This is a genomic window from Mesorhizobium sp. ES1-6, from assembly GCF_020164775.1.
In the GTDB taxonomy this organism is placed as follows: Bacteria; Pseudomonadota; Alphaproteobacteria; order Rhizobiales; family Rhizobiaceae; genus Mesorhizobium.
In genome coordinates this window covers 231,735-251,710 of the sequence record NZ_JAIUGU010000006.1, presented here as the reverse complement: position 1 = coordinate 251,710, position 19,976 = coordinate 231,735, and the positions used below count along the sequence as shown (strand labels likewise).

The 19,976-nt window shown below is 64.7% G+C and carries 18 protein-coding genes; 9 read left to right on the top strand and 9 right to left on the bottom strand.

The genetic code is table 11. The annotated features are described in order from the left end of the window. The first annotated feature begins 30 nt into the window (after positions 1–30). The 8 genes from LB564_RS17595 to LB564_RS17560 all read left to right on the top strand — a co-directional run bounded on the left by LB564_RS17595 (position 31) and on the right by LB564_RS17560 (position 9,409). Positions 31–1,674 (top strand): ABC transporter substrate-binding protein, encoded by a 1,644-nt coding sequence (locus tag LB564_RS17595; protein ID WP_224539602.1) that lies wholly within the window; start codon positions 31–33, stop codon positions 1,672–1,674. Continuing rightward, the gene (locus LB564_RS17590) at positions 1,664–2,608 is read left to right on the top strand and encodes an acetamidase/formamidase family protein (protein WP_224539599.1); all 945 of its coding nucleotides are present in this window, start codon (positions 1,664–1,666) and stop codon (positions 2,606–2,608) included. Before LB564_RS17595 ends, LB564_RS17590 begins: the two co-directional genes overlap by 11 nt. Positions 2,609–2,813: 205 nt before the next feature. Further along, entirely contained in the window at positions 2,814–4,574 is a 1,761-nt protein-coding gene (locus LB564_RS17585; RefSeq protein ID WP_224539597.1) for an ABC transporter ATP-binding protein, read from the top strand. Between the two features lie 243 nt (positions 4,575–4,817). Next, positions 4,818–6,026 (top strand): ABC transporter substrate-binding protein, encoded by a 1,209-nt coding sequence (locus LB564_RS17580; protein ID WP_224539595.1) that lies wholly within the window; start codon positions 4,818–4,820, stop codon positions 6,024–6,026. Between the two features lie 11 nt (positions 6,027–6,037). After that, a complete protein-coding gene (locus tag LB564_RS17575; RefSeq protein WP_224539822.1) occupies positions 6,038–6,817 on the top strand; it encodes an ABC transporter ATP-binding protein in 780 nt (259 codons plus the stop codon). Then, a complete protein-coding gene (locus LB564_RS17570) occupies positions 6,810–7,520 on the top strand; it encodes an ABC transporter ATP-binding protein (protein ID WP_224539593.1) in 711 nt (236 codons plus the stop codon). Before LB564_RS17575 ends, LB564_RS17570 begins: the two co-directional genes overlap by 8 nt. A gap of 7 nt (positions 7,521–7,527) precedes the next feature. Next, positions 7,528–8,415, top strand: a complete 888-nt coding sequence (locus tag LB564_RS17565; protein WP_224539591.1) for a branched-chain amino acid ABC transporter permease — start codon at positions 7,528–7,530, stop codon at positions 8,413–8,415. Positions 8,416–8,437: 22 nt separating this feature from the next. Next, positions 8,438–9,409 (top strand): branched-chain amino acid ABC transporter permease, encoded by a 972-nt coding sequence (locus LB564_RS17560; protein WP_224539820.1) that lies wholly within the window; start codon positions 8,438–8,440, stop codon positions 9,407–9,409. 24 nt (positions 9,410–9,433) lie between these two features. Here the strand turns inward: LB564_RS17560 and LB564_RS17555 are convergent, their stop codons facing one another. From LB564_RS17555 to LB564_RS17520, 8 genes are all read right to left on the bottom strand, one after another. After that, positions 9,434–9,769: a lysozyme inhibitor LprI family protein gene (locus LB564_RS17555; RefSeq protein ID WP_411910147.1), complete on the bottom strand. Its 336-nt coding sequence runs from the start codon at positions 9,767–9,769 to the stop codon at positions 9,434–9,436. Continuing rightward, positions 9,754–10,737 (bottom strand): 2-dehydropantoate 2-reductase, encoded by a 984-nt coding sequence (locus LB564_RS17550; protein WP_224539589.1) that lies wholly within the window; start codon positions 10,735–10,737, stop codon positions 9,754–9,756. Before LB564_RS17550 ends, LB564_RS17555 begins: the two co-directional genes overlap by 16 nt. A gap of 59 nt (positions 10,738–10,796) precedes the next feature. Beyond that, on the bottom strand, positions 10,797–12,317 hold the full coding sequence (locus LB564_RS17545) for an acyl--CoA ligase (protein WP_224539816.1): 1,521 nt from the start codon (positions 12,315–12,317) through the stop codon (positions 10,797–10,799). 227 nt (positions 12,318–12,544) lie between these two features. After that, a complete protein-coding gene (ggt, locus tag LB564_RS17540; RefSeq protein WP_224539587.1) occupies positions 12,545–14,131 on the bottom strand; it encodes a gamma-glutamyltransferase in 1,587 nt (528 codons plus the stop codon). 48 nt (positions 14,132–14,179) lie between these two features. Further along, positions 14,180–14,980, bottom strand: a complete 801-nt coding sequence (locus LB564_RS17535; RefSeq protein WP_140703329.1) for an ABC transporter permease — start codon at positions 14,978–14,980, stop codon at positions 14,180–14,182. Further along, on the bottom strand, positions 14,977–15,903 hold the full coding sequence (locus tag LB564_RS17530; RefSeq protein WP_224539584.1) for an ABC transporter permease: 927 nt from the start codon (positions 15,901–15,903) through the stop codon (positions 14,977–14,979). Before LB564_RS17530 ends, LB564_RS17535 begins: the two co-directional genes overlap by 4 nt. Next, positions 15,900–16,985, bottom strand: coding sequence for an ABC transporter ATP-binding protein (locus tag LB564_RS17525; RefSeq protein ID WP_224539583.1), 1,086 nt, complete (start codon positions 16,983–16,985; stop codon positions 15,900–15,902). Before LB564_RS17525 ends, LB564_RS17530 begins: the two co-directional genes overlap by 4 nt. 68 nt (positions 16,986–17,053) lie before the next feature. Then, complete coding sequence (locus tag LB564_RS17520; protein ID WP_224539581.1) at positions 17,054–18,094, bottom strand: ABC transporter substrate-binding protein; 1,041 nt, start codon at positions 18,092–18,094, stop codon at positions 17,054–17,056. A 215-nt stretch (positions 18,095–18,309) separates the two neighbouring features. Between LB564_RS17520 and LB564_RS17515 the strand changes: the two genes are divergently transcribed. Next, entirely contained in the window at positions 18,310–19,011 is a 702-nt protein-coding gene (locus LB564_RS17515; RefSeq protein WP_181173596.1) for a GntR family transcriptional regulator, read from the top strand. A gap of 20 nt (positions 19,012–19,031) precedes the next feature. Here LB564_RS17515 and LB564_RS17510 read toward each other — a convergent pair whose 3' ends face one another. After that, positions 19,032–19,973 (bottom strand): alpha/beta hydrolase, encoded by a 942-nt coding sequence (locus LB564_RS17510; protein ID WP_224539814.1) that lies wholly within the window; start codon positions 19,971–19,973, stop codon positions 19,032–19,034. Positions 19,974–19,976 lie beyond the last annotated feature (3 nt).

The window sequence follows — 19,976 nt, the reverse complement described above, 5'->3', positions numbered from 1 at the left end:
AGAAAACAAACAGAGAAAGGGAACATGACAATGAAGAAGTTTCTCGCATCGACCGTGGCGGCATCGGCGCTGGCGCTGATGCTCGGCATGACGAGCGCCCGGGCCGAGGACACGATCGACCCGAACGCCAAGCAGGGCGGCGCCATCACCATCACCTACAAGGACGATGTCGCGACGCTCGATCCGGCGATCGGCTATGACTGGCAGAATTGGTCGATGATCAAGAGCCTGTTCGACGGGCTGATGGATTACGAGCCGGGCACCACCAATCTCAAACCCGACCTCGCCGAAAGCTACCAGATTTCGCCCGACGGCAAGACCTTCACCTTCAAGCTCAGGCATGGCGTGAAATTCCACAATGGCCGCGAGATGACCGCCGACGATGTGAAATACTCGCTCGACCGTGTCACCAACCCAAAGACGCAAAGCCCGGGCGCCGGCTTCTTCGGCTCGATCAAGGGCTATGACGACGTCGCCGCCAGTAAGGCCGAGACGCTGTCGGGCGTCACCGTCGTCGATCCCTACACGGTCAAGTTCGAGCTGACCCGCCCCGACGCCACCTTCCTGCATGTCATGGCCATCAATTTCTCGCATGTCGTGCCGAAGGAAGAGGTGGAGAAATACGGCGCCGATTTCGGCAAGCATCCGGTCGGCACCGGGGCGTTCAAACTCGCCGAGTGGACGCTCGGCCAGCGCATCGTCTTCGAACGCAATCCGGACTATTGGCACAAGGGCCTGCCGCATCTCGACAAGATCACCTTCGAGATCGGCCAGGAGCCGATCGTGGCGTTGCTGCGCCTGCAGAAGGGCGAGATCGACGTGCCCGGCGACGGCATTCCGCCGGCAAAATTCCAGGAGGTGATGGCCGATCCCGAGCAGAAGGCGCGCGTCGTCGAAGGCGGTCAGCTGCACACCGGTTACGTCACCATGAACACCACAATGGCGCCGTTCGACAATGTGAAGGTGCGCCAGGCCGTCAACATGGCGCTCAACAAGGCGCGCATCATCCAGATCATCAACGGCCGTGCCGTGCCGGCCAACCAGCCGCTGCCGCCGTCGATGCCGGGCTACGACAAGGAATACAAGGGCTATCCCTATGATGTCGCCAAGGCCAAGGCGCTGCTTGCCGAGGCCGGTCATCCCGATGGCTTCGAGACGCAATTGTTCGCCATGAACACCGATCCCAACCCGCGCATCGCCCAGGCGATCCAGCAGGACCTGGCGGCAATCGGCATCAAGGCCAGCATCCAGTCCCTGGCGCAAGCCAACGTCATCGCCGCCGGCGGCGACAAGGCCGGCGCGCCGATGATCTGGTCGGGCGGGATGGCCTGGATCGCCGACTTCCCCGATCCATCGAACTTCTACGGACCGATCCTGGGCTGCGCCGGGGCTGTTCCGGGCGGCTGGAACTGGTCGTGGTATTGCAACAAGGATCTCGACGCCAAGGCGGCCGAGGCAGACTCGGTGGTGGACCCGGCCAAGGCGGGCGAGCGCGACAAGATGTGGAGCGCCATCTACGACAAGGTGATGGAGGATGCGCCCTGGGCGCCGGTGTTCAACGAACAGCGCTTCACCATGAAGTCCGCGCGCATGGGCGGTGCCGACAACCTCTATGTCGACCCGGTCCATATCCCGATCAACTATGACAATGTGTACGTAAAAGATGTGCAATAACTGCGATTACACCATCCACGGGCGCCATCACCATTTCGGCTGGGACAATTCGTTTGTCCCGGCGCAGCGTGTGGCGCCCGGCTCCACCATCGAGTTCCAGTGTCTGGATTCCTCGGGCGGCCAGTTGCAGCCCGACAGCACGGTCGCCGACATCGCCAAGCTCGACTTTGGTCAGATCAACCCGGTCACCGGTCCGATCTTCGTCGAGGGCGCCGAGCCGGGCGATGCGCTGAAGGTGACGATCGAGATGTTCAAACCGTCCGGCTTCGGCTGGACGGCGAATATTCCCGGCTTCGGTCTGCTCGCCGACGACTTCAAGGAGCCGGCGCTGAACATCTGGAAATACGACGCCGCCTCGCTCGAGCCGGCATTGTTCGGGAAAAACGCGCGCGTGCCGCTGAAACCGTTCGCCGGCACCATCGGCAACGCACCAGCCGAGATGGGTCATCACTCGGTGGTGCCGCCACGTCGCGTCGGCGGCAATCTCGACATTCGCGACCTTGCCGCAGGCACCACGCTCTATCTGCCGGTGGAGGTGGCGGGCGCCCTGTTCTCGGTCGGCGACACGCATGCCGCGCAAGGCGATGGCGAGGTCTGCGGCACGGCGATCGAAAGCCCGATGGACGTCGTGCTCAAGCTCGATCTGGTCAAGGACGCCAGGCTGAAGACGCCGCGCTTCACCACATCGGGCCCGGTGACGCGCCATCTCGACGCCAAGGGCTATGAGGTGACGACCGGCATCGGGCCGGACCTGATGGCTGGCGCCAAGGAAGCGGTTGCCCAGATGGTCGACCTGCTCGCCGGGCGCTACGGAATAGATCCGGTCGAGGGCTACATGCTGGCCTCGGTCTGCGGCGATCTCAGGATCAGCGAGATCGTCGACATGCCCAACTGGGTGGTGTCGTTCTACTTTCCGCGCTGCGTGTTTGAATGAAAGGTCGGCGCCGCACCCCCCTCTGCCCTGCCGGGCATCTCCCCCTCAAGGGGGGAGATCGGCAGCTTTATCGCCGCGCCCATTCCTCGCCGTTGAAAATTGGCGAAAGCCCTCGTCACAACCAATCTCCCCCCTCGAGGGGGAGATGTCCGGCAGGACAGAGGGGGGCGTGCCCCGCCAAACCTCTCGGAAGCCTGCGCCTGCAATGACCACCAACCCCATCCTCACCATAACCAATCTCTCCGTCTCCGTGCGCGGCGAGGAGGGCTCCCGCGAGGTCGTCTCCAACCTCTCTCTGGCGCTTGCCCGTGGCGAAACGCTCTGCATCGCCGGCGAGTCCGGCTCCGGGAAATCGATGACGGCGCTGGCGATCATGCAATTGCTGCCGCAGCCCGCGGCGCGCATCTCCGCCGGCTCGATCCATCTGGCCGACACCGACCTCACCACACTCGACGAACGCCGGATGCGCCATATTCGCGGCGATCGCATCGCCATGATCTTCCAGGAACCTATGACCTCGCTCAATCCGGTTCTGTCGATCGGCCGCCAGCTCACCGAATCCATCGAGGCGCATACCAGCCTGTCGCCTACGCAAGCCCGCCGGCGCGCCATCGAGGCGCTGAAGGCGGTGCGTATTTCGGAGGCCGAAAGCCGGCTAAGGCAATTTCCGCACGAGCTGTCCGGCGGCATGCGCCAGCGCGTGATGATCGCCATGGCGTTGGCGCTGGAACCCGACGTGCTGATCGCCGACGAGCCGACGACGGCGCTCGACGTCACCGTGCAGGGCGAGGTGCTGGAATTGCTGCGCGACCTGCAGAAGAAGCACGGCACCAGCGTCATTCTCATCACCCACGACATGGGCGTGGTCGCCGAGATGGCCGACCGCGTCATCATCATGCGCCACGGCCGCATGGTCGAGGAAGGCAAGACATCGGATATTTTCGCCAGGCCGCGAGCCGATTATACGCGCGAGCTGCTCGCCGCCGTGCCGCGCATCGGCAGTGGCGTCGGCCGGCAGGCATCGAAAGAGATTGCCGAAGCCGCAATGCCGGCCAATGTCGCCGATATAAAAGACCTCCACGTCCGCTTCGACCTGCATGGCGGCATCTTTGGCCAGGTCACCCGCCGCGTTCACGCCGTCGAGGGCGTCAGCTTTTCGATCGCGCCCAACGAAACGCTGGCGCTGGTCGGCGAATCCGGCTGCGGCAAGTCGACCACCGCCAAGGCGCTGGCCGGGCTGGTGCCGTACAGCGGCGACATCGTCGTCGGCGGTCGCAATTTGTCCGGTCTCGGCCGCGACGAGCGCAAGGCGGTTCGCCGCGACGTGCAGATGATCTTCCAGGACCCCTTCGCCTCGCTCGACCCGCGCATGCGCGTCGGCGATCTCGTCGCCGAGCCGCTGCTGATCCACGGCATCGCCTCGAAGCAGGAGCGCCGCGAGCGTGTGGCGGCCTTGTTCGACCGTGTCGGCCTGTCATCGGATCAGATGGAGCATTATCCGCACGAGTTTTCCGGTGGCCAGCGCCAGCGCGTCTGCATCGCCCGCGCCCTGGCGCTGCGGCCAAAACTGATCATCGCCGACGAAAGCGTCTCGGCGCTCGACGTTTCCGTGCAGGCGCGCGTGCTCGACTTGTTGAAGGAGTTGCAGCGCGAATTCGGCGTCGCCTATCTCTTCATTTCGCACGACATGGCCGTCGTCGAGAACATCTCCGACCGCGTCGCCGTCATGTATCTCGGCCAGATCGTCGAGATGGGCACGCGCGACCAGGTTTTTTCAAACCCGCGCCACCCCTACACCAGGCGCCTGATCGAAGCCGTGCCGGTGCCCGATCCCACGCGGCGCAGGAGCCGTTTCGCCCGCCTCGACCAGGAAATCCCCAGCGCCACCCGCAAGATCGGCGAGGCGCCGCTGAAACTGGCGCTGAGCGATGTCGGCGACGGCCATCTCGTCGCCGCCGAGGGCTGAAGGCGCTTATTGCCTCCTGAGAACGCTTCATAGCCGTGCCCGCATGGGCGGTTCACATGTTCGTGTCTCTTCCCCGGCTTCCGGCTGGGGGAATGCTATCGGCCGGATCGGCACGGGCTCGCCGGCATGAAATCCGCGCCCGCCTCTTGCCCTTCCGCCTCATTTTCCTAATGTTCCATTGTGCTTGCGGATGACGATCGTAGGGGGCGGACGGATTCATCCACACTGGGAGGAAGTAAACTCATGAAGCTATGCCATGTCGTTTCCGCCGCGCTCCTCGCGGCCACCACTATTCCGGCTTCGGCCGCCGAGATTTCCGACGGGAAAGTCAAGATCGGCATCCTCAACGACCAATCCGGCGTCTATGCCGATTTCGGCGGCAAATGGTCGGTCGAAGCAGCCAAGATGGCGGTCGAGGATTTCGGCGGCAAGGTGCAGGGCGCGCCGGTCGAGATCATCAGCGCCGACCATCAGAACAAGCCCGATATCGCCTCCAACATCGCCCGCCAGTGGTATGACACCGAGCAGGTCGACGCCATCATGGAGCTGACGACCTCTTCTGTCGCGCTCGCCGTGCAAGGGATTTCCAAGGAAAAGAAAAAGATCGACATCGTCACCGGGGCGGCGACCACCGACCTCACTGGCAAGCAATGCTCGCCCTACGGTTTCCACTGGGCCTATGACACCCACTCGCAGGCGGTGGGAACCGGCGGCTCCCTCGTCCAGCAGGGCGGCGACAGCTGGTTCTTCGTCACCGTCGATTATGCCTTCGGCTATTCGCTGAAGGAGCAGACATCCAAATTTGTCGAGAGCCATGGCGGCAAGATACTGGGCGAAGTGCGGTACCCCCTCGGCTCGACCGACTATTCGTCCTTCCTGCTGCAGGCACAGTCGTCGGGCGCAAAGGTCATCGGCCTGGCCAATGCCGGTCTCGACACCTCCAATTCGATCAAGCAGGCGGCCGAATTCGGCATCGTCCAGGGCGGCCAGCGCCTGGCAGCGCTTCTGTTCACGCTGGCCGAGGTGCATGGGCTCGGCCTGCAGGCCGCGCAAGGCGTCGTGCTGACCGAGGGCTATTACTGGGACCGCGACGACAAGAGCCGCGAATTCGGGCAGCGCTTCTTCAAGCGCACCAACCGCATGCCCAACATGATCCAGGCCGCGACCTATTCGGCTGTGACGCAATATTTGAAGGCGATCGACAAGGCCGGCACCGACGAGACCGAAGCGGTCGCCAAGCAGCTCCATTCGCTGCCCGTCGACGACGCCGTCATCACTGGCGGCAAGGTGCAGGCCGAAGGCAACATGGTGCACGACATGTATCTATACCAGGTCAAGGCACCGAGCGAGAGCACCAAGGATTGGGACTACTACAAGTATCTCGCCACCATTCCCGGCAAGGAGGCTTTCCTGAGCGAAAAGGACAGCGGCTGCGCGACGGCGGCCCAGTGACCGGCGCGGCCATGGCGCCGCCCGACCTGACCGGCAAGGAACCGCGGGTGGTGCTTTCCGCCCGCGGCCTGCGGCGTGACTTTGCCGGCTTCGTCGCCGTCAAAAATGTCGACCTCGATGTCCGCCATCGCAAGATCCATGCCTTGATCGGACCCAACGGCGCCGGCAAGACCACCGTCTTCAACCTGCTGACAAAATTCCTGGCGCCGACCAGCGGCAGGATCGAGCTGCTCGGCCAGGACATCACCCGCACACCGCCGGCCAGGGTGGCGCGCATGGGGCTGGTGCGCTCGTTCCAGATATCGGCGATCTTTCCGCATCTCAGCGTGCTCGACAATGTGCGCGTCGCGTTGCAGCGCCCGGCCGGGGTTGGCGTCCAGTTCTGGCGCTCGTTGGCCGCACTCGACCGGTTGACGCCGCGCGCCATGGAACTGCTGCGCTCCTTCGGTCTCGACGATGCCAGGAACAGGCTGGCAAGCGATCTCTCCTACGGCCGCAAGCGCGTGCTCGAGATCGCCACGACGCTGGCGCTGGATCCGAAAGTGCTGCTGCTCGACGAGCCGATGGCCGGCATGGGTCATGAGGACGTCGCCACGGTTTCCGCCCTCATCCGTTCGGTGGCCAAGGACCGCGCCATCCTCATGGTCGAGCATAATCTGACCGTGGTGGCCGATCTCTGCGACTGGATAACGGTGATGCAGCGCGGCGAGGTGCTTGCCGCCGGCGACTACGCCACCGTCAGCCGCGACGAGCGCGTCAAGGTTGCCTATATGGGCACCGCCGATGACTAGCGCTTCGCCCCTGCTTGCGGTCAGCGGCCTCAACGCCTGGTACGGCGAAGGCCATGCGCTGCACGGCGTCGACCTGGATGTGTTTGCCGGCGAGACGGTGACGCTGCTCGGCCGCAACGGCGTCGGCAAGACGACGACGCTGCGCGCCATCATGGGCCTGATCCGCCGGCGAACCGGGCAGGTCGTTTTCGACGGCGTGGACCTGATGCGGCTGCCGCTGCACCGCACCGCCCATCAAGGCATCGGCTTCGTGCCGGAGGAACGTGGCATCTTCTCGACCCTGACCGTCGACGAGAACCTGGTGCTGCCGCCTGTCGTCGCTAAGGGCGGCATGAGCGTCGAGGAAATCTTCGATCTCTTTCCCAATCTGAAGGAGCGGCGCAACAGTCCCGGCACGCGGCTGTCGGGCGGCGAACAGCAGATGCTGGCGATCGCGCGCATGCTGCGCACCGGCGTCAAGATGCTGCTCCTGGACGAACCGACCGAGGGCCTCGCACCTGTCATCGTGCAGCGCATCCGCGAGCTCTTGGTGACGTTGAAGAAGCGCGGCATGACCATCCTGCTGGTCGAGCAGAATTTCCGCTTCGCCAGCCGTGTCGCCGACCGTTTCTACCTGATGGAACACGGCAAGGTCGTGGCCGGGTTCCCCACCGGCGAACTGGCGGATCGCATGACGCTGCTCCACGAAATCCTGGGTGTATGATGGCGCCATGACGATGATCTTCGGCATCCCCGTCCAGGCATTGCTCGGCCAGTTGCTGGTCGGGCTGATCAACGGCTCCTTCTACGCCATGCTGAGCCTTGGCCTGGCCGTGATCTTCGGCCTGCTGCGCGTCATCAATTTCGCCCATGGCGCTCAATATATGCTGGGCGCCTTCACAGGCTATCTCCTGCTCACTTATCTCGGCATCGGCTATTGGCCGGCGCTGATCCTGGCGCCGCTGATCGTCGGCCTGTTCGGCGTCGTCGTCGAACGCCTGGCGCTGTCCAGGCTCTACGACACTGATCCGCTCTACGGCCTGCTCTTCACCTTCGGCCTCGCGCTCGTGCTCGAAGGCATCTTCCGCTACTATTACGGCGTGTCGGGAAACCCCTACGCCGTGCCGCCGCTGCTTGCCGGCGGCACCAATCTTGGCTTCATGTTCCTGCCCAATTATCGCGGCTGGGTCGTCGTCGCCTCGGCGATCGTCTGCTTCGGAACCTGGGCGCTGATCGAGAAGACCAGGCTCGGTTCCTACCTGCGCGCCGCAACCGAGAATCCCCGCCTCGTCCAGGCCTTCGGCGTCAACGTGCCGTTGCTTTTGACCCTCACTTATGGCCTCGGCTCCGCCCTTGCCGGGCTGGCCGGCATACTGGCGGCACCCGTCTACCAGGTCAGCCCGCTGATGGGGTCGGACCTCATCATCGTCGTCTTCGCGGTGGTCGTGGTCGGCGGCATGGGTTCGATCCTCGGCGCCATCGTCACCGGCTACATGCTCGGGCTGGCCGAAGGCCTGACCAAGGTCTTCTACCCCGAGGCCTCCAACCTCGTCGTCTTCGTCATCATGGTGATCGTGCTCCTGGTCCGGCCCGCCGGCCTGTTCGGAAGGGATGCCTGACATGGCGGAAGGGACATCCGACATGTCAGAGCTGGCGCTTCGCGAGACATCGGCCAAACCCTCGGCGAGACTTGAATGGACGATTGTCGCGCTCGGCATACTGGCGCTGCTGGCGGCCCCCTTCTTCGTCTACCCGATCTTCCTGATGAAGATGCTGTGCTTCGCGCTGTTTGCCTGCGCCTTCAATCTCCTGCTCGGCTACACCGGGCTGCTGTCCTTCGGCCACGCCACCTTCTTCGGCGGCGCCGCCTATTTCACCGCGCACGCCGTCAAGGTCTGGGGCTGGCCGCCCGAAGCCGGCATCCTGCTCGGCATGGCGGGCGCGGCACTGCTCGGCCTCGTCATGGGCTTCTTCGCCATTCGCCGGCAAGGCATCTATTTCGCCATGATCACGCTGGCGCTGTCGCAGATGTTCTTCTTCTTTTGCGTCCAGGCGCCGTTCACGCAAGGCGAGGACGGCATCCAGGGCGTGCCGCGCGGCATGCTCTTCGGCGTCCTCGACCTGAACGTCTCGATGAACATGTATTATTTCGTGCTTGCCGTGGTCCTGATAGGCGTCTTCGCCATCTGGCGGATCGTCAATTCGCCCTTCGGCATGATCCTGCGCTCGATCCGCGAAAACGAGAACCGCGCCATTTCGCTGGGCTATTCCGTAGCCAGCTACAAACTCGGCGCCTTCGTCATGTCCGCTGCGCTGGCCGGGCTCGCCGGCTCGCTCAAGGCGATCGTCTTCCAGTTCGCCACCCTCACCGACGTCACCTGGCAGATGTCGGGCGAGGTCATCCTGATGACGCTTCTCGGCGGCATCGGCACCATGGTCGGCCCGATCATCGGCGCCAGCCTCGTCGTCGGCCTGGAAAACACGCTGGCCACGTCAGGTTTCCCGGTGACGATCGCCACCGGGCTGATCTTCATGGTCTGCGTGCTGGTGTTCCGGCGCGGGATTGTGGGGGAGGTTTACGCGCGGCTTTTCAATCGCGTAGGCAAGGGCTGATCGTTTCGGCACTCGGTTGGACGACTATCCGTTTTTCTGGACGCGCTTTTCGAGTTCGGCCGTGCGTGCGCTCAAATCATCGAGTTCAGACCCCTGAGAGTCGAGGAAGGCGGCCGATCCGTTGTTTGGATCGGCGGCAAGACGGTGCGCCTCCCGCAGATGGTGCTTCAGCCAGGCGCGCTGTTCGCGCTGCAGTGTGCGTTCGGCGCCATGTTCGCGCTGCATCAGCGTGTTGTAGGCCGCGTTCAGCCTGACATCGAACTTGTCGATCTCGATCTCCCGGCAATCCAGCATCGCCTCGGTTGCGTGGCGTTGCGGCAGCTGTTCGTGGCGTGTCCGCGCCTCTATCCCCCATAACACCCCCGCTCCACCGCCAGCCTCTTCACCAGCGCCAGCACTCCATCGATAGCTGGCGTCGGCTTCCCCGTAAGCCGCCCAAGCTCCTGCACCGCCCCCACCAGCGCGTCGATTTCCATTGGGCGGCCGCGTTCCAGGTCTTGCAGCATCGAGGTCTTGTGCTCGCCGACATCGCCGGCGCCCTTGATGCGGCGGTCGACGTCGATGGGGAAGCGGACGCCGAGGCTTTCGCCGATCGCCTGCGCTTCCAGCATCATGGCGCGGGCGAGCGCGCGGGTGCCCTCGTCGGCGACGATTGCGGCAAGCGTCGAGCCGGTCAGCGCCGAGATCGGGTTGAAGGAGAGGTTGCCCCACAGTTTTACCCAGATTTCGCTTCTGATGTCGTCGCGCACCGGCGCCTGCAGGCCGGCCTTGACCATCTCGCCGGCGAGCAGCGTCACCCGCTCGCTCTTCTCGCCGGAGGGCTCGCCGAGCGAGAAGCGCCTGCCTTCGACATGGCGGATGAGGCCTGGCGCATCGACTTCGACGGCGGGATAGACGACCGAGCCGATGACGCGCCGCGGGCCGAGCCGGTCCCAGATCGTGCCGCCGGGGTCGACCTGATGCAGCCTGGTGCCTTCGAGCGCGTCGCCGGCCTTGTAGAAATACCACCAGGGAACGCCGTTCTGCATGGTGACAACGGATGTGTGGTCCCCAAGCAGCGGTGCGATCTGGTCGAGCGCCGGCGCGACGGAATGCGCCTTCAGCGCCAGCACGACATAGTCCTGCGCGCCAAGCTCTTCCGCCTTGTCGGCAGCGCGGACCGGGGCGGTCGTTTCCTGCCCGTCCTCGATCAGGCGCAGGCCATGTTCTTTGATCGCCTCGAGATGGGCGCCGCGGGCGACGATCGACAGATCGGTGCGGCCGGCGATCGCCAGTTTGGCGGCGAGATAACCGCCGATGGCGCCGGCGCCGAAGATGGTGATCTTCATCCTAGTGAGCCTTTGATTCCATGCATGCCGCTATCTGGGACACTTCCAAGCGACATGCATTAGAGCCCGAGCTTGGCGGCGAGCCCGATGCGCTGCAGCTTGCCGGTCGCGCCCTTCGGGATCTCGTCCAGGATCAGCACCTTGCGCGGCACTTTGAAATCGGCGAGCCGCGTCGCGGCATGGGCGCGGATATCGCTCTCGCTGGCGCTCATGCCTTCGCGCAGCACCACCGCCGCCGCCACCTCCTCGCCAAGTTTTTCGTGCGGCATGGCGAAGGTGACGACCTGCGCCACAGCCGGATGGTCCATCAGCACGTCGTCGACCTCGAGCGGCGAGATCTTTTCGCCGCCCCGGTTGATGATCTCCTTCAATCGCCCGGTGACCCTGAGATATCCGTCCTCGTCGAGCACGCCCTGGTCGCCGGTGTGGAACCAGCCATGCGCGAAGGCCGTGGCGTTGGCGTCCGGGTTCTTCTCGTAGCCTGCCGTCACATTGGGTCCGCGAATGACGATCTCGCCCGTCTCGCCCGGTTCGAGCAGCCGGCCGTCCGGTGCCATCACAGCCACCTCCGGCCCGGCCGATGCGCCGACACTGCCCGGCTTGCGAAGGCCCGGCGGCAGCCGGTTCGAGGCCATCTGGTGCGCGGCCTCGGTCATCCCGTAGGATTCGATGACCGGGCAGCCGAAGGTCGTTTCGAGTTCGGCCATCACCTGCGCCGGCAGCGACGCCGAGGACGAGCGGATGAAGCGCAGCCTAGCCGTCGCCCGCACCTCTTCATTGCGCGCCGCGCGCGGCAGGATCGCCTGGTGCATGGTCGGCACCGCCGTGTACCAGCTTGGTTTCGCGTCGCTCAGCCACTGGAAGAAGCGCAGCGCGTTGAAGCCCGGCGTGCAGTAAATGCTGCCGCCGGCGGCGAGCGACGACAGCACCGCCGCGATCAACCCATGGATGTGGAACAGCGGCATGATGTTGAGACAGCGATCACTGGCCGTCAGGCCGAGCGTTGCGCCGATATGGCGGGCGGAGGCCGCGACATTGGCATGGCTGAGCGGCACCAGCTTGGGCCGCGACGTCGTGCCCGACGTGTGCAGCAACAGCGCGATATCGTCGTCCCCGGCCATGGCGGGCGCCGCCTGTGGGCTGATCGCCGCCCCCTCGATGGCGAAGCTGCCGGCTGGCGCATCAGGCGGCACGGTGAGCCGCAGCACACCGATGCCGAGACGCTCGGCCACCGTCACCGCCGGGCCGGTCTCGGTCTCCGTGACGAGGATCGCCTTGGCGCCGATATCGGTCAGATAGAAATCGAGTTCGTCGGCCCGGTAGGCGGGGTTGAGCGGCGCCGTCGAGGCTGTGGCCGCCACCGTGATGAAGGCCGTCGCCATCTCCGGCCCGTTCGGCAGCACGATCGCCACCCTGTCGCCTCGGCCGATGCCGAGCGCGTGGAGCTGAGTGGCGGTCGTCGCGATCAGCGCGCGCAAGCCGCCATGGGTCAGTGTGGGCCGGTCAGGCGCCAGGATTGCGGGGGCATCATCGGCGCCGGCGACGAGGCGGCGGGAGAGGTCTGTGCGGTTTTGGGTCATGGTCACCGACTATGTTTCAAAGCTTGTGAAAGTCCAGCGGGGCAAATTTTCTACGTCCGCGCTGCCCCTCATTGCCCTGCCGGGCATTCCTCCCCGTAAACGGGGCGAAAGAAGCTGGCCGCGACGTCGGTGACTAACTCTCTTCTCCCCGTTTACGGGGAGAAGGTGCCGGCAGGCGGATGAGGGGCAGCGCCAACGTCCCAGAACCAATCGCCACCGCGCCATCCTCAATACCCCAGCGCCATCCCATCCTTGCGCGGGTCCGACGCGCCGGTCAGCGTTCCCTTCTCCCAGTCGATCAGCACCGCCTGGCCGCCGCCCAGCGGATGGTGCGGCTCGGTGATGGCGTGGCCGCGCCGGCGCAGACCTTCGATCGCCTCGGTGGGCACGTTGCGCTCCGCCTCCACCATGCCGTCATTGAAGAACACCCGTGGCGCGTCCAGCGCCTGCTGCGGGTCCATGCCGAAGTCGATCATATTGGTGAGCAGATGAACATGGCCGAACGGCTGGTAGCCGCCGCCCATGACGCCGAACGGCATCACCACGCGGCCATTCCTCGTCGCCATGCCGGGCATGATCGTGTGCATGGGCCGCTTGCCGGGCGCGATGGCGTTGGGGTGGCCTGCGTCGAGGCGGAAGCTCGAGCCGCGGTTCTGCAGCACCACGCCGCTCTTCGGGCCGACGACGCCGCTGCCGAAGGAATAATAGGTCGAGTTGATGAAGGAGACCGCGTTGCGGTCGCGGTCGACGACCGAGATGTAGACCGTGTCGCTGCCCGGCAGTTGCACGTCAGGCAGATGCGTCATGGCGCGCTCGCGGTCGATCTCGGCGCGCAGCCGCTCGGCATAGGCCGCCGACAGAAGCTCTCCCACCGGCACCGGGACATGGTCCTGGTCGCCGACGTAGCGGTCGCGGTCGCGGTAGGCTAGCCGCCCGGCCTCGATTTCCAGATGCAGGCGCTCGGCGCCGTTGGGGTCGAGCCCGCTAAGGTTGAAGCCCGACAGCACGTTCAGCATCAACAGCGCCGTCAGGCCCTGGTTGTTCGGCGGCATCTGGTGGATCTCGTGGCCGCCATAGCTGATGCTCACCGGCGCCACATAGTCGCCCCTTGTCGCGGCGAAATCTTCATGCGAATGCAGCCCGCCCAATTCCTTGAGCCGGCGCACCATGTCGTCGGCGACGGCGCCTTCATAGAATCCGGCGCGGCCGTGCTTAGCGATTATCCGCAAAGTGGCGCCGAGTTCCGGCTGCCGATGCACGTCGCCGGCCTTCGGCGCCTTGCCGCCCGGCAGGAAGATGCGCGCGCAATGTTCGTCGGCGGAAAGATCGATTTCCGGGTCGGCCCAGTCCAAGGCGACGCGGTCGTGCACGACATAGCCGTTCTCGGCATAGTGGATCGCCGGCGCCAGCACCTCGGCCAGGTTCTTGCTGCCATGATCCTCGAGCAGCCGGCACCAGGCGTCGATGGCGCCCGGCACGGTGACGGGATGCGGCCCTTGGAGCGGGATGCTATCGAAACCCTTTTCCAGATACCAGTCGACGGTCGCGGCTGCCGGCGCTCGGCCGGAACCGTTGAAAGCCAGCACCTCGTTTTGTCCCTTGGGGCAGTAGAGGACAAAGCAATCGCCGCCTATCCCGGTCGATTGCGGCTCGACCACGCCCTGTACGGCGGCGGCGCAGATGGCGGCGTCCATGGCGTTGCCGCCGGCGCGCAGCATCTCGATCGCCGCAAGGGTCGAAAGCGGGTGCGAGGTGGCGGCCATGGCCTCGGTGGCACGAACCGGCGAGCGGCCGGGGAATTGAAAGTCACGCATTTTGGTCTGGATATCCCCTGGTCACGTCTGCGAATTGGTTTGGTGAAATCAACGCCGCCGTCCGAAGATCTGCGCGACGGACAAAAGCAGGACCGACAGCACGATCAGGCAGGTCGAGATGGCGGCGATGGTCGGGTCGATCTGGTCGCGCAGCGCATTGAACATGCGGCGTGTCAGCGTCGTGGTCTCGCCTCCCGATATGAATAGCGAAACCACCACCTCGTCGAAGGAGGTGATGAAGGCAAACAGCGCGCCGGAGACGATCGAGAAGCGGATCTGCGGCATCGTTACCTGCCAGAAGGCGGCGATGCGCCCGGCGCCGAGGCTTCGCGCGACGCGTTCCTGGTTCATGTCGTAGGAACGCAGGCCCGACAGCACGGTCAGCACCACCAGCGGCAGCGCCTGCACCGTATGCGCGATGACCAGCCCGGTCAGCGTGTTGTTGAGCCCGATGCGCGCATAGAGGAAAAAGGTGCCGATGCCGATCAGGATCACCGGGATGATCAACGATGCCGTCAGCAGCGCATTGATGGTGCCGTTGAAGCGCAGCGTGCCCCGGTTGATCGCATAGGCGGCGGCGGTGCCGAGCGGCGTCGCCACCAGCACCGTCATGACAGCCACCTTGACCGAGACGATGGTTGCATCTCGCCATTCCAGCGACTGGAAATAGCTCTGGTACCAGCGCAGCGACCATTGCTGTGGCGGGAACTGCAGCAGCGTCGAATCCGAGAATGACATGATGACGATGATGACCGAAGGCGCGATCAGGAACAAAAGCACGAGGCCGCCGAGTGCGTAAAGCCACAGGCGTTGCCGGTGCGAGATCGGCAGGCCGATATCTCCACTCATCGCGAGCTCCAAACGCCGGTGGTGCGTGCGCCGAGCAGCCATTGGAACAGGCCGAGCAAGGCCAGCGTCACGACCAGCAGCACCACGCCGAGTGCCGCGCCGGCGCCCCAGTTGGAATAGAGGCTGGTGGTCTGCTCCATGCGCATCGCCCACATCACCACCTTGCCGCCGCCCATCAGCGCCGGCGTGACGAAGAAGCCGAGGCAGAGCACGAAGACGATGACCACGCCCGAGGCGAGGCCGGGCAGCGACAGCGGAAAGAAGATCTGCCGGAACGTAGCGGCCGGACTGGCGCCGAGGTTCATGCCGGCGCGCAGGCAGTCGGTGTCGATGGTCTTCATCGAGGCATAGAGCGGCAACACCAGGAACGGCAAAAGGATGTGCGTCATGCCGATGACGACGCCGGAAAGATTGTTGGCGAGCGACAGCGGCTGGCTGATCACGCCGAGGTCGATCAACCAGCTGTTTATCAGGCCCTTGCGTTGCAGGATCACCAGCCAGGCATAGGTGCGCACCAGGACCGAGGTCCAGAACGGCAGGATGACGAAGATCAGGCAGATCGACGCCGCGCGGCGCGGCAGTTGCGACAGCATGTAGGCCAGGGGATAGCCAAGCAGGACGCAGGCGCCGGTGACAATGAACGCGACCTTGAAGGTGGTGATGAAGGTCTTGATGTAGGAGGCCTGCTCGAAGAAACGCGCATAGTTGGCGGCGCTCAAGGCCCCGGACTCGTCGAACAGCGACAGCCAGAACAGCCAGCCGATGGGCACGATGATGATGGCGCCGACGAGGAACAGGCTTGGCGCCAACAGCGCCAGCAGCCTGAGCTGCTCGCGTCGCGCATCGGCGCGCAGCGCCTTGGCGTTGAAATCCTGGCCCGCCGGCCCGGGGCTCTCTTTCAGGAGGGCGGATTGCGCGCTCATCCCTCGGCCGCCACCAGAATGGTGTCCTGCGCATCGAGGCCGAGGGTGATCGGCTGGCCGGGCGCCGGCAGCTTTGCCAGCACGTCGCTGCGGCAATAGTCGCGCAGCGTCAGTTGGCGGCCGTCGCGCAGCGAGGCGTAGCAGACGAAGCTGTCGCCCTGGTAGATGATGTCGCTGAGCGTAGCGCTAAGCACATTGATGCCGTCGGCCAGTTCGGCATTCGCCACCAGCCGCAGCTTTTCCGGCCGCACCACCATCAGATATCGGCCGGGCGCGGGCGAAGGTGCGGTGGTGCGGATCTTCCTGTCTTCATACCAGACCGAACCGTTGCGGCTTTCTACGGGCACGAAATTCGATTCGCCGATGAAGCCGGCGACGAATTGCGTCTTCGGCGACGCGTAGAGGGTTTCGGGCCGGTCGAGCTGTTCGATGCGGCCGCCATTCATGACGGCGATGCGGTCAGACATGGTGATGGCTTCGCGCTGGTCGTGCGTGACATAGACCGTGGTCATGCCAAGACGGCGATGAAGCGCGCGCAGCTCGATCTGCATGTGCTCACGCAGGCCCTTGTCGAGCGCCGACAAGGGTTCACCCATCAAGACGATGCGCGGCTCGAAGACGATGGCGCGCGCCAGGGCCACGCGCTGGCGTTGGCCGCCGGAAAGCTGGTCGACGCGGCGCTCGCCCAGCCCCAGCAATTTCACCAGCTCCAGCGCCTTCTCCACCCGCTGCGCCGTCTCGGCGGCCGCGACGCCGCGCTGTTTCAGCGGGAAGGCGATGTTGTGGAAGACGTTCATATGCGGAAACAGCGCATAGTTCTGGAACACCATGCCGATATTGCGCCTGTGCGGCGGCGTGGTGATGATCTCGTCGCCGCCGACCTTGATGCTCCCGCCATTGGCCCTGACGAAACCGGCCAGGATCATCAGCAGCGTCGTCTTTCCCGAGCCGGAGGGGCCGAGCAAGGTCAGGAACTCGCCGGCCTCGACATCGAGGTTCAGGTCGCGCAGCACCGGCACGCTGCCAAATCTCTTTTCGATCCGGCGCATGCTGATCGGCAGCGCGGATGGTGCAATGGACAAGTTTTTTCTCTCCTGGGCAGAAGACTGAGGGAACAGGGCGGCGCTAGCGCCGCCCCAGGGATTCCGGCCTATTGCTGGATCAGATTGTTGAACTTTTCCGTCGCCTCGACGAGGTTGTCGCGCCAGAACTCGGCATCCTGCAGCACCTGCTTCTTGACGTTTTCGGGCGCCGAGTTGATGTCCTTGATCCGCTCCGGCGGGATCTTGCCGGTCTCGAAGGCCTTTTCGTTGACCGGCCCATTGTCGACATAGAGCGGCAGATTGGCCTGCAACTGCGGGCTGACGAACATCGCCAGTGCCTTCATCGCCGCTTCCTTGTTCTTGGCGCCCTTGGGGATGACCATGCAGTCGGCGGTAAGCACGCCCTGGTCGAAGGAGAAGCTGACCGGCGCGCCTTCCTTCTTCAAGGTGCCGGCACGGCCGTTCCAGATGCTCGCCATGTCGACCTCGCCGTCCTTCACCAGCTGCATGGCCTGGGCGCCGGAGGTCCACCAGGCATCGACATGGCCGCGGATCTTGTCGACCGACTTCAGCGCGCCGTCGATGTCGACGGGGTAGACCTTGTCGATCGGCAGGCCCGAAGCGAGCGCGGCGACGCTCAGCGTTTCCGTCGCCTGGCTGCTCGACAGCGCGCGCCGTCCCGGGAATTTTTCCACGTTCCAGAAGTCGGCCCAGGTCTTCGGGCCTTTGTCGCCGAAGACGTCGGTCCGGTAGATCAGCACAACGGAGGTGTAGGAAATGCCGACCCAGTCGTCATGCACCAGCTTCGGGTTGATGCCGCTCTTGTCGATGATGCCGTAATCCAGCTTTTCGAACAGCCCTTCCTTCGAGCCGCGCGCGCATTCGTCGGCGCCAAGTTCGGTGATGTCCCACTTCACCGCATTGCCGGTCACCTGCAGCCGCACGTCGTCGAGGCCGTTGGTGGTGTCCTGCTTGATGGTGATGCCCAGTGCGTCAGCAGCCGGGGTGAAGAACGCCTTGGTCTGCGCCTCCTGATAGGTGCCGCCCCATGAGGCGACGGTGATCGTGTCGGCGGCGATGGCGGGCACTGCCGTGGAGGCAATGAGGCCCGCGATCGCCACAACGCTAACTTTTCTGATCCTGTTCATTTCGGTTCTCCGACCGGTGTTCCCATTTGTTTTTGATTTAGCATGCGATTTTGTATACAATTTCGAATGTAGCCGAGAGATCGGTGTTGTCAACTGCGACCACACGGTCAGTTCGACGCGATGGGACGGGGCCGCAAGGCGTGGCAAATTGCGCCGACTGCGACTACAAACGAGGCAATGTCCGGCCAGAGCGGCCGCAGAACTGGAAACGGAACTTGGCCAAGGAAACCAAAAACACGCTGCGCGACTCGGTCTATTCCGCGCTCAAGGCGATGATCGTGACCGGCCAGATTCCGCCAGGCTCGCGCGTCACCGAAAGCGACATCGCGGCAAAACTCAATGTCAGCCGCACGCCGGTGCGCGAGGCCTTCAACCGGCTTGAGCGCGACGGGCTGGTCACCGGCCGGCCGCGCCAGGGTTATGCCGTCACCGAGTTCGACATCAACATGTTCCGCGAGGCATTCGACATCCGCGAACTGCTCGACGGCCATGCGACGGAACTGGCGGCCACCGCGGCGACCGACAAGGACAAGGCGCGGCTGCGCGCCATGCTGGCCGAATGCGAGCGGCTGGCCGCCATCCCGGATCGCACGACGAGAGAAAAATTCCAGGAACTGGAGGTTGGCATCGACCTGCACCGCGTCATTGCCGAGATCAGCGGCAATGTCATGCTGCACGGCATGCTGTGCGGCATCCTCGACAAGTGCCAGCATTATGTCTGGACCGAACTCTTGTGGCTCGATGAATGGAAGATCGCCCGCGACGAGCATGCCGAGATCGTCGAGGCGATCTGCGCAGGCGACGCCGTCAAGGCCGGCGCCCTGGCGCGCGCGCATGTGCGGGGATCGCGCGAGAACGTGCTGCGCCTGCTGCAGGCGAAATCGGACTATCAGAGTTTCCTGGCCAAGGCCTCCTGAGCGGGGAAAGCCCCCGGCCCCTACCAGGTCCAGCCGCCCTTTGCGAGCGTCGCCACCGCGTCGACGATGCGGGTGAAGCTCGCGCGGGCGCGGCCGACCGTGTGCCGGGCTCTGAGATAGCCGTGCACCAGGCCGGGCTCCTCGAACCAGGTGGCGCGCCCGCCTGCCGCGACGATGCGGTCGCGATAAGCCTCGCCATCGGATGACAGCGGGTCGCACTCGGCGGTGATCAGCACGGTCGGCGGCAAATTGGCGAAATCGGCGTCGGCCAGCGGCGACAGCGTGATGTCGCCGGTCTGGTCGGTGCCGCCGGTGCGGATATGCTTGTAGAATTCGAGGTCGCGCACCGTCAGCATAGGCGCTTCGGCGTGCGTCACATAGGAGCCGCGCGAGCGATCGCCGCCGAGGCCGGGATAGATCAGCACCTGGCCGATCGGCTTCTTCGCATGGCCACGCGTCGCGTGCGCGACGGCGGCGCAAAGATTGCCGCCGGCGCTGTCGCCGCACAGCACGACCGGGCGGTTGTAGGTCCCTGCGGCCCATTCGAAGGCGCTCATCGCATCGTCGAAAGCGGCCGGATGCAAATGCTCCGGCGCCAGCCGGTAATCGACCGAGACCACTTCGTGGCCGGTGCGGCCGCAAAGCTCGGCGCAGACATCGTCATGGCTATCCAGACCGCCGAGGATGAAACCACCGCCATGAATGTAGACCACCATCGCCGCATCGTCCGGCCTTGCGTTACGGTAGATGCGGATCGGGATATCGTGCGCGGGCGCGGCAATGGCCGTGGTTTCGGCCGTCACGCCTTGCGGATAGCCGGCAAAGAACTCGCGGCACATCCGGTCATAAATCTCGCGCTGCTGGGTGATCGTGTGGTCGATCGTGTCGGGCGGATAATAGGAATTGGTCCGCTCGATGAAGGCCCAGGTCTCGGCGTCGATGAGGGTTCTGTAGTCGGTCACCGG

What these genes read in the sequence shown, in the direction of transcription:
- LB564_RS17595 (WP_224539602.1), top strand. Translation starts at nt 31, where the DNA reads ATGAAGAAGTTTCTCGCATCGACCGTGGCGGCATCGGCGCTGGCGCTG.
- LB564_RS17590 (WP_224539599.1), top strand. Translation starts at nt 1,664, where the DNA reads ATGTGCAATAACTGCGATTACACCATCCACGGGCGCCATCACCATTTC.
- LB564_RS17585 (WP_224539597.1), top strand. Translation starts at nt 2,814, where the DNA reads ATGACCACCAACCCCATCCTCACCATAACCAATCTCTCCGTCTCCGTG.
- LB564_RS17580 (WP_224539595.1), top strand. Translation starts at nt 4,818, where the DNA reads ATGAAGCTATGCCATGTCGTTTCCGCCGCGCTCCTCGCGGCCACCACT.
- LB564_RS17575 (WP_224539822.1), top strand. Translation starts at nt 6,038, where the DNA reads ATGGCGCCGCCCGACCTGACCGGCAAGGAACCGCGGGTGGTGCTTTCC.
- LB564_RS17570 (WP_224539593.1), top strand. Translation starts at nt 6,810, where the DNA reads ATGACTAGCGCTTCGCCCCTGCTTGCGGTCAGCGGCCTCAACGCCTGG.
- LB564_RS17565 (WP_224539591.1), top strand. Translation starts at nt 7,528, where the DNA reads ATGACGATGATCTTCGGCATCCCCGTCCAGGCATTGCTCGGCCAGTTG.
- LB564_RS17560 (WP_224539820.1), top strand. Translation starts at nt 8,438, where the DNA reads ATGTCAGAGCTGGCGCTTCGCGAGACATCGGCCAAACCCTCGGCGAGA.
- LB564_RS17550 (WP_224539589.1), bottom strand. Translation starts at nt 10,737, where the DNA reads ATGAAGATCACCATCTTCGGCGCCGGCGCCATCGGCGGTTATCTCGCC.
- LB564_RS17545 (WP_224539816.1), bottom strand. Translation starts at nt 12,317, where the DNA reads ATGACCCAAAACCGCACAGACCTCTCCCGCCGCCTCGTCGCCGGCGCC.
- ggt (WP_224539587.1), bottom strand. Translation starts at nt 14,131, where the DNA reads ATGCGTGACTTTCAATTCCCCGGCCGCTCGCCGGTTCGTGCCACCGAG.
- LB564_RS17535 (WP_140703329.1), bottom strand. Translation starts at nt 14,980, where the DNA reads ATGAGTGGAGATATCGGCCTGCCGATCTCGCACCGGCAACGCCTGTGG.
- LB564_RS17530 (WP_224539584.1), bottom strand. Translation starts at nt 15,903, where the DNA reads ATGAGCGCGCAATCCGCCCTCCTGAAAGAGAGCCCCGGGCCGGCGGGC.
- LB564_RS17520 (WP_224539581.1), bottom strand. Translation starts at nt 18,094, where the DNA reads ATGAACAGGATCAGAAAAGTTAGCGTTGTGGCGATCGCGGGCCTCATT.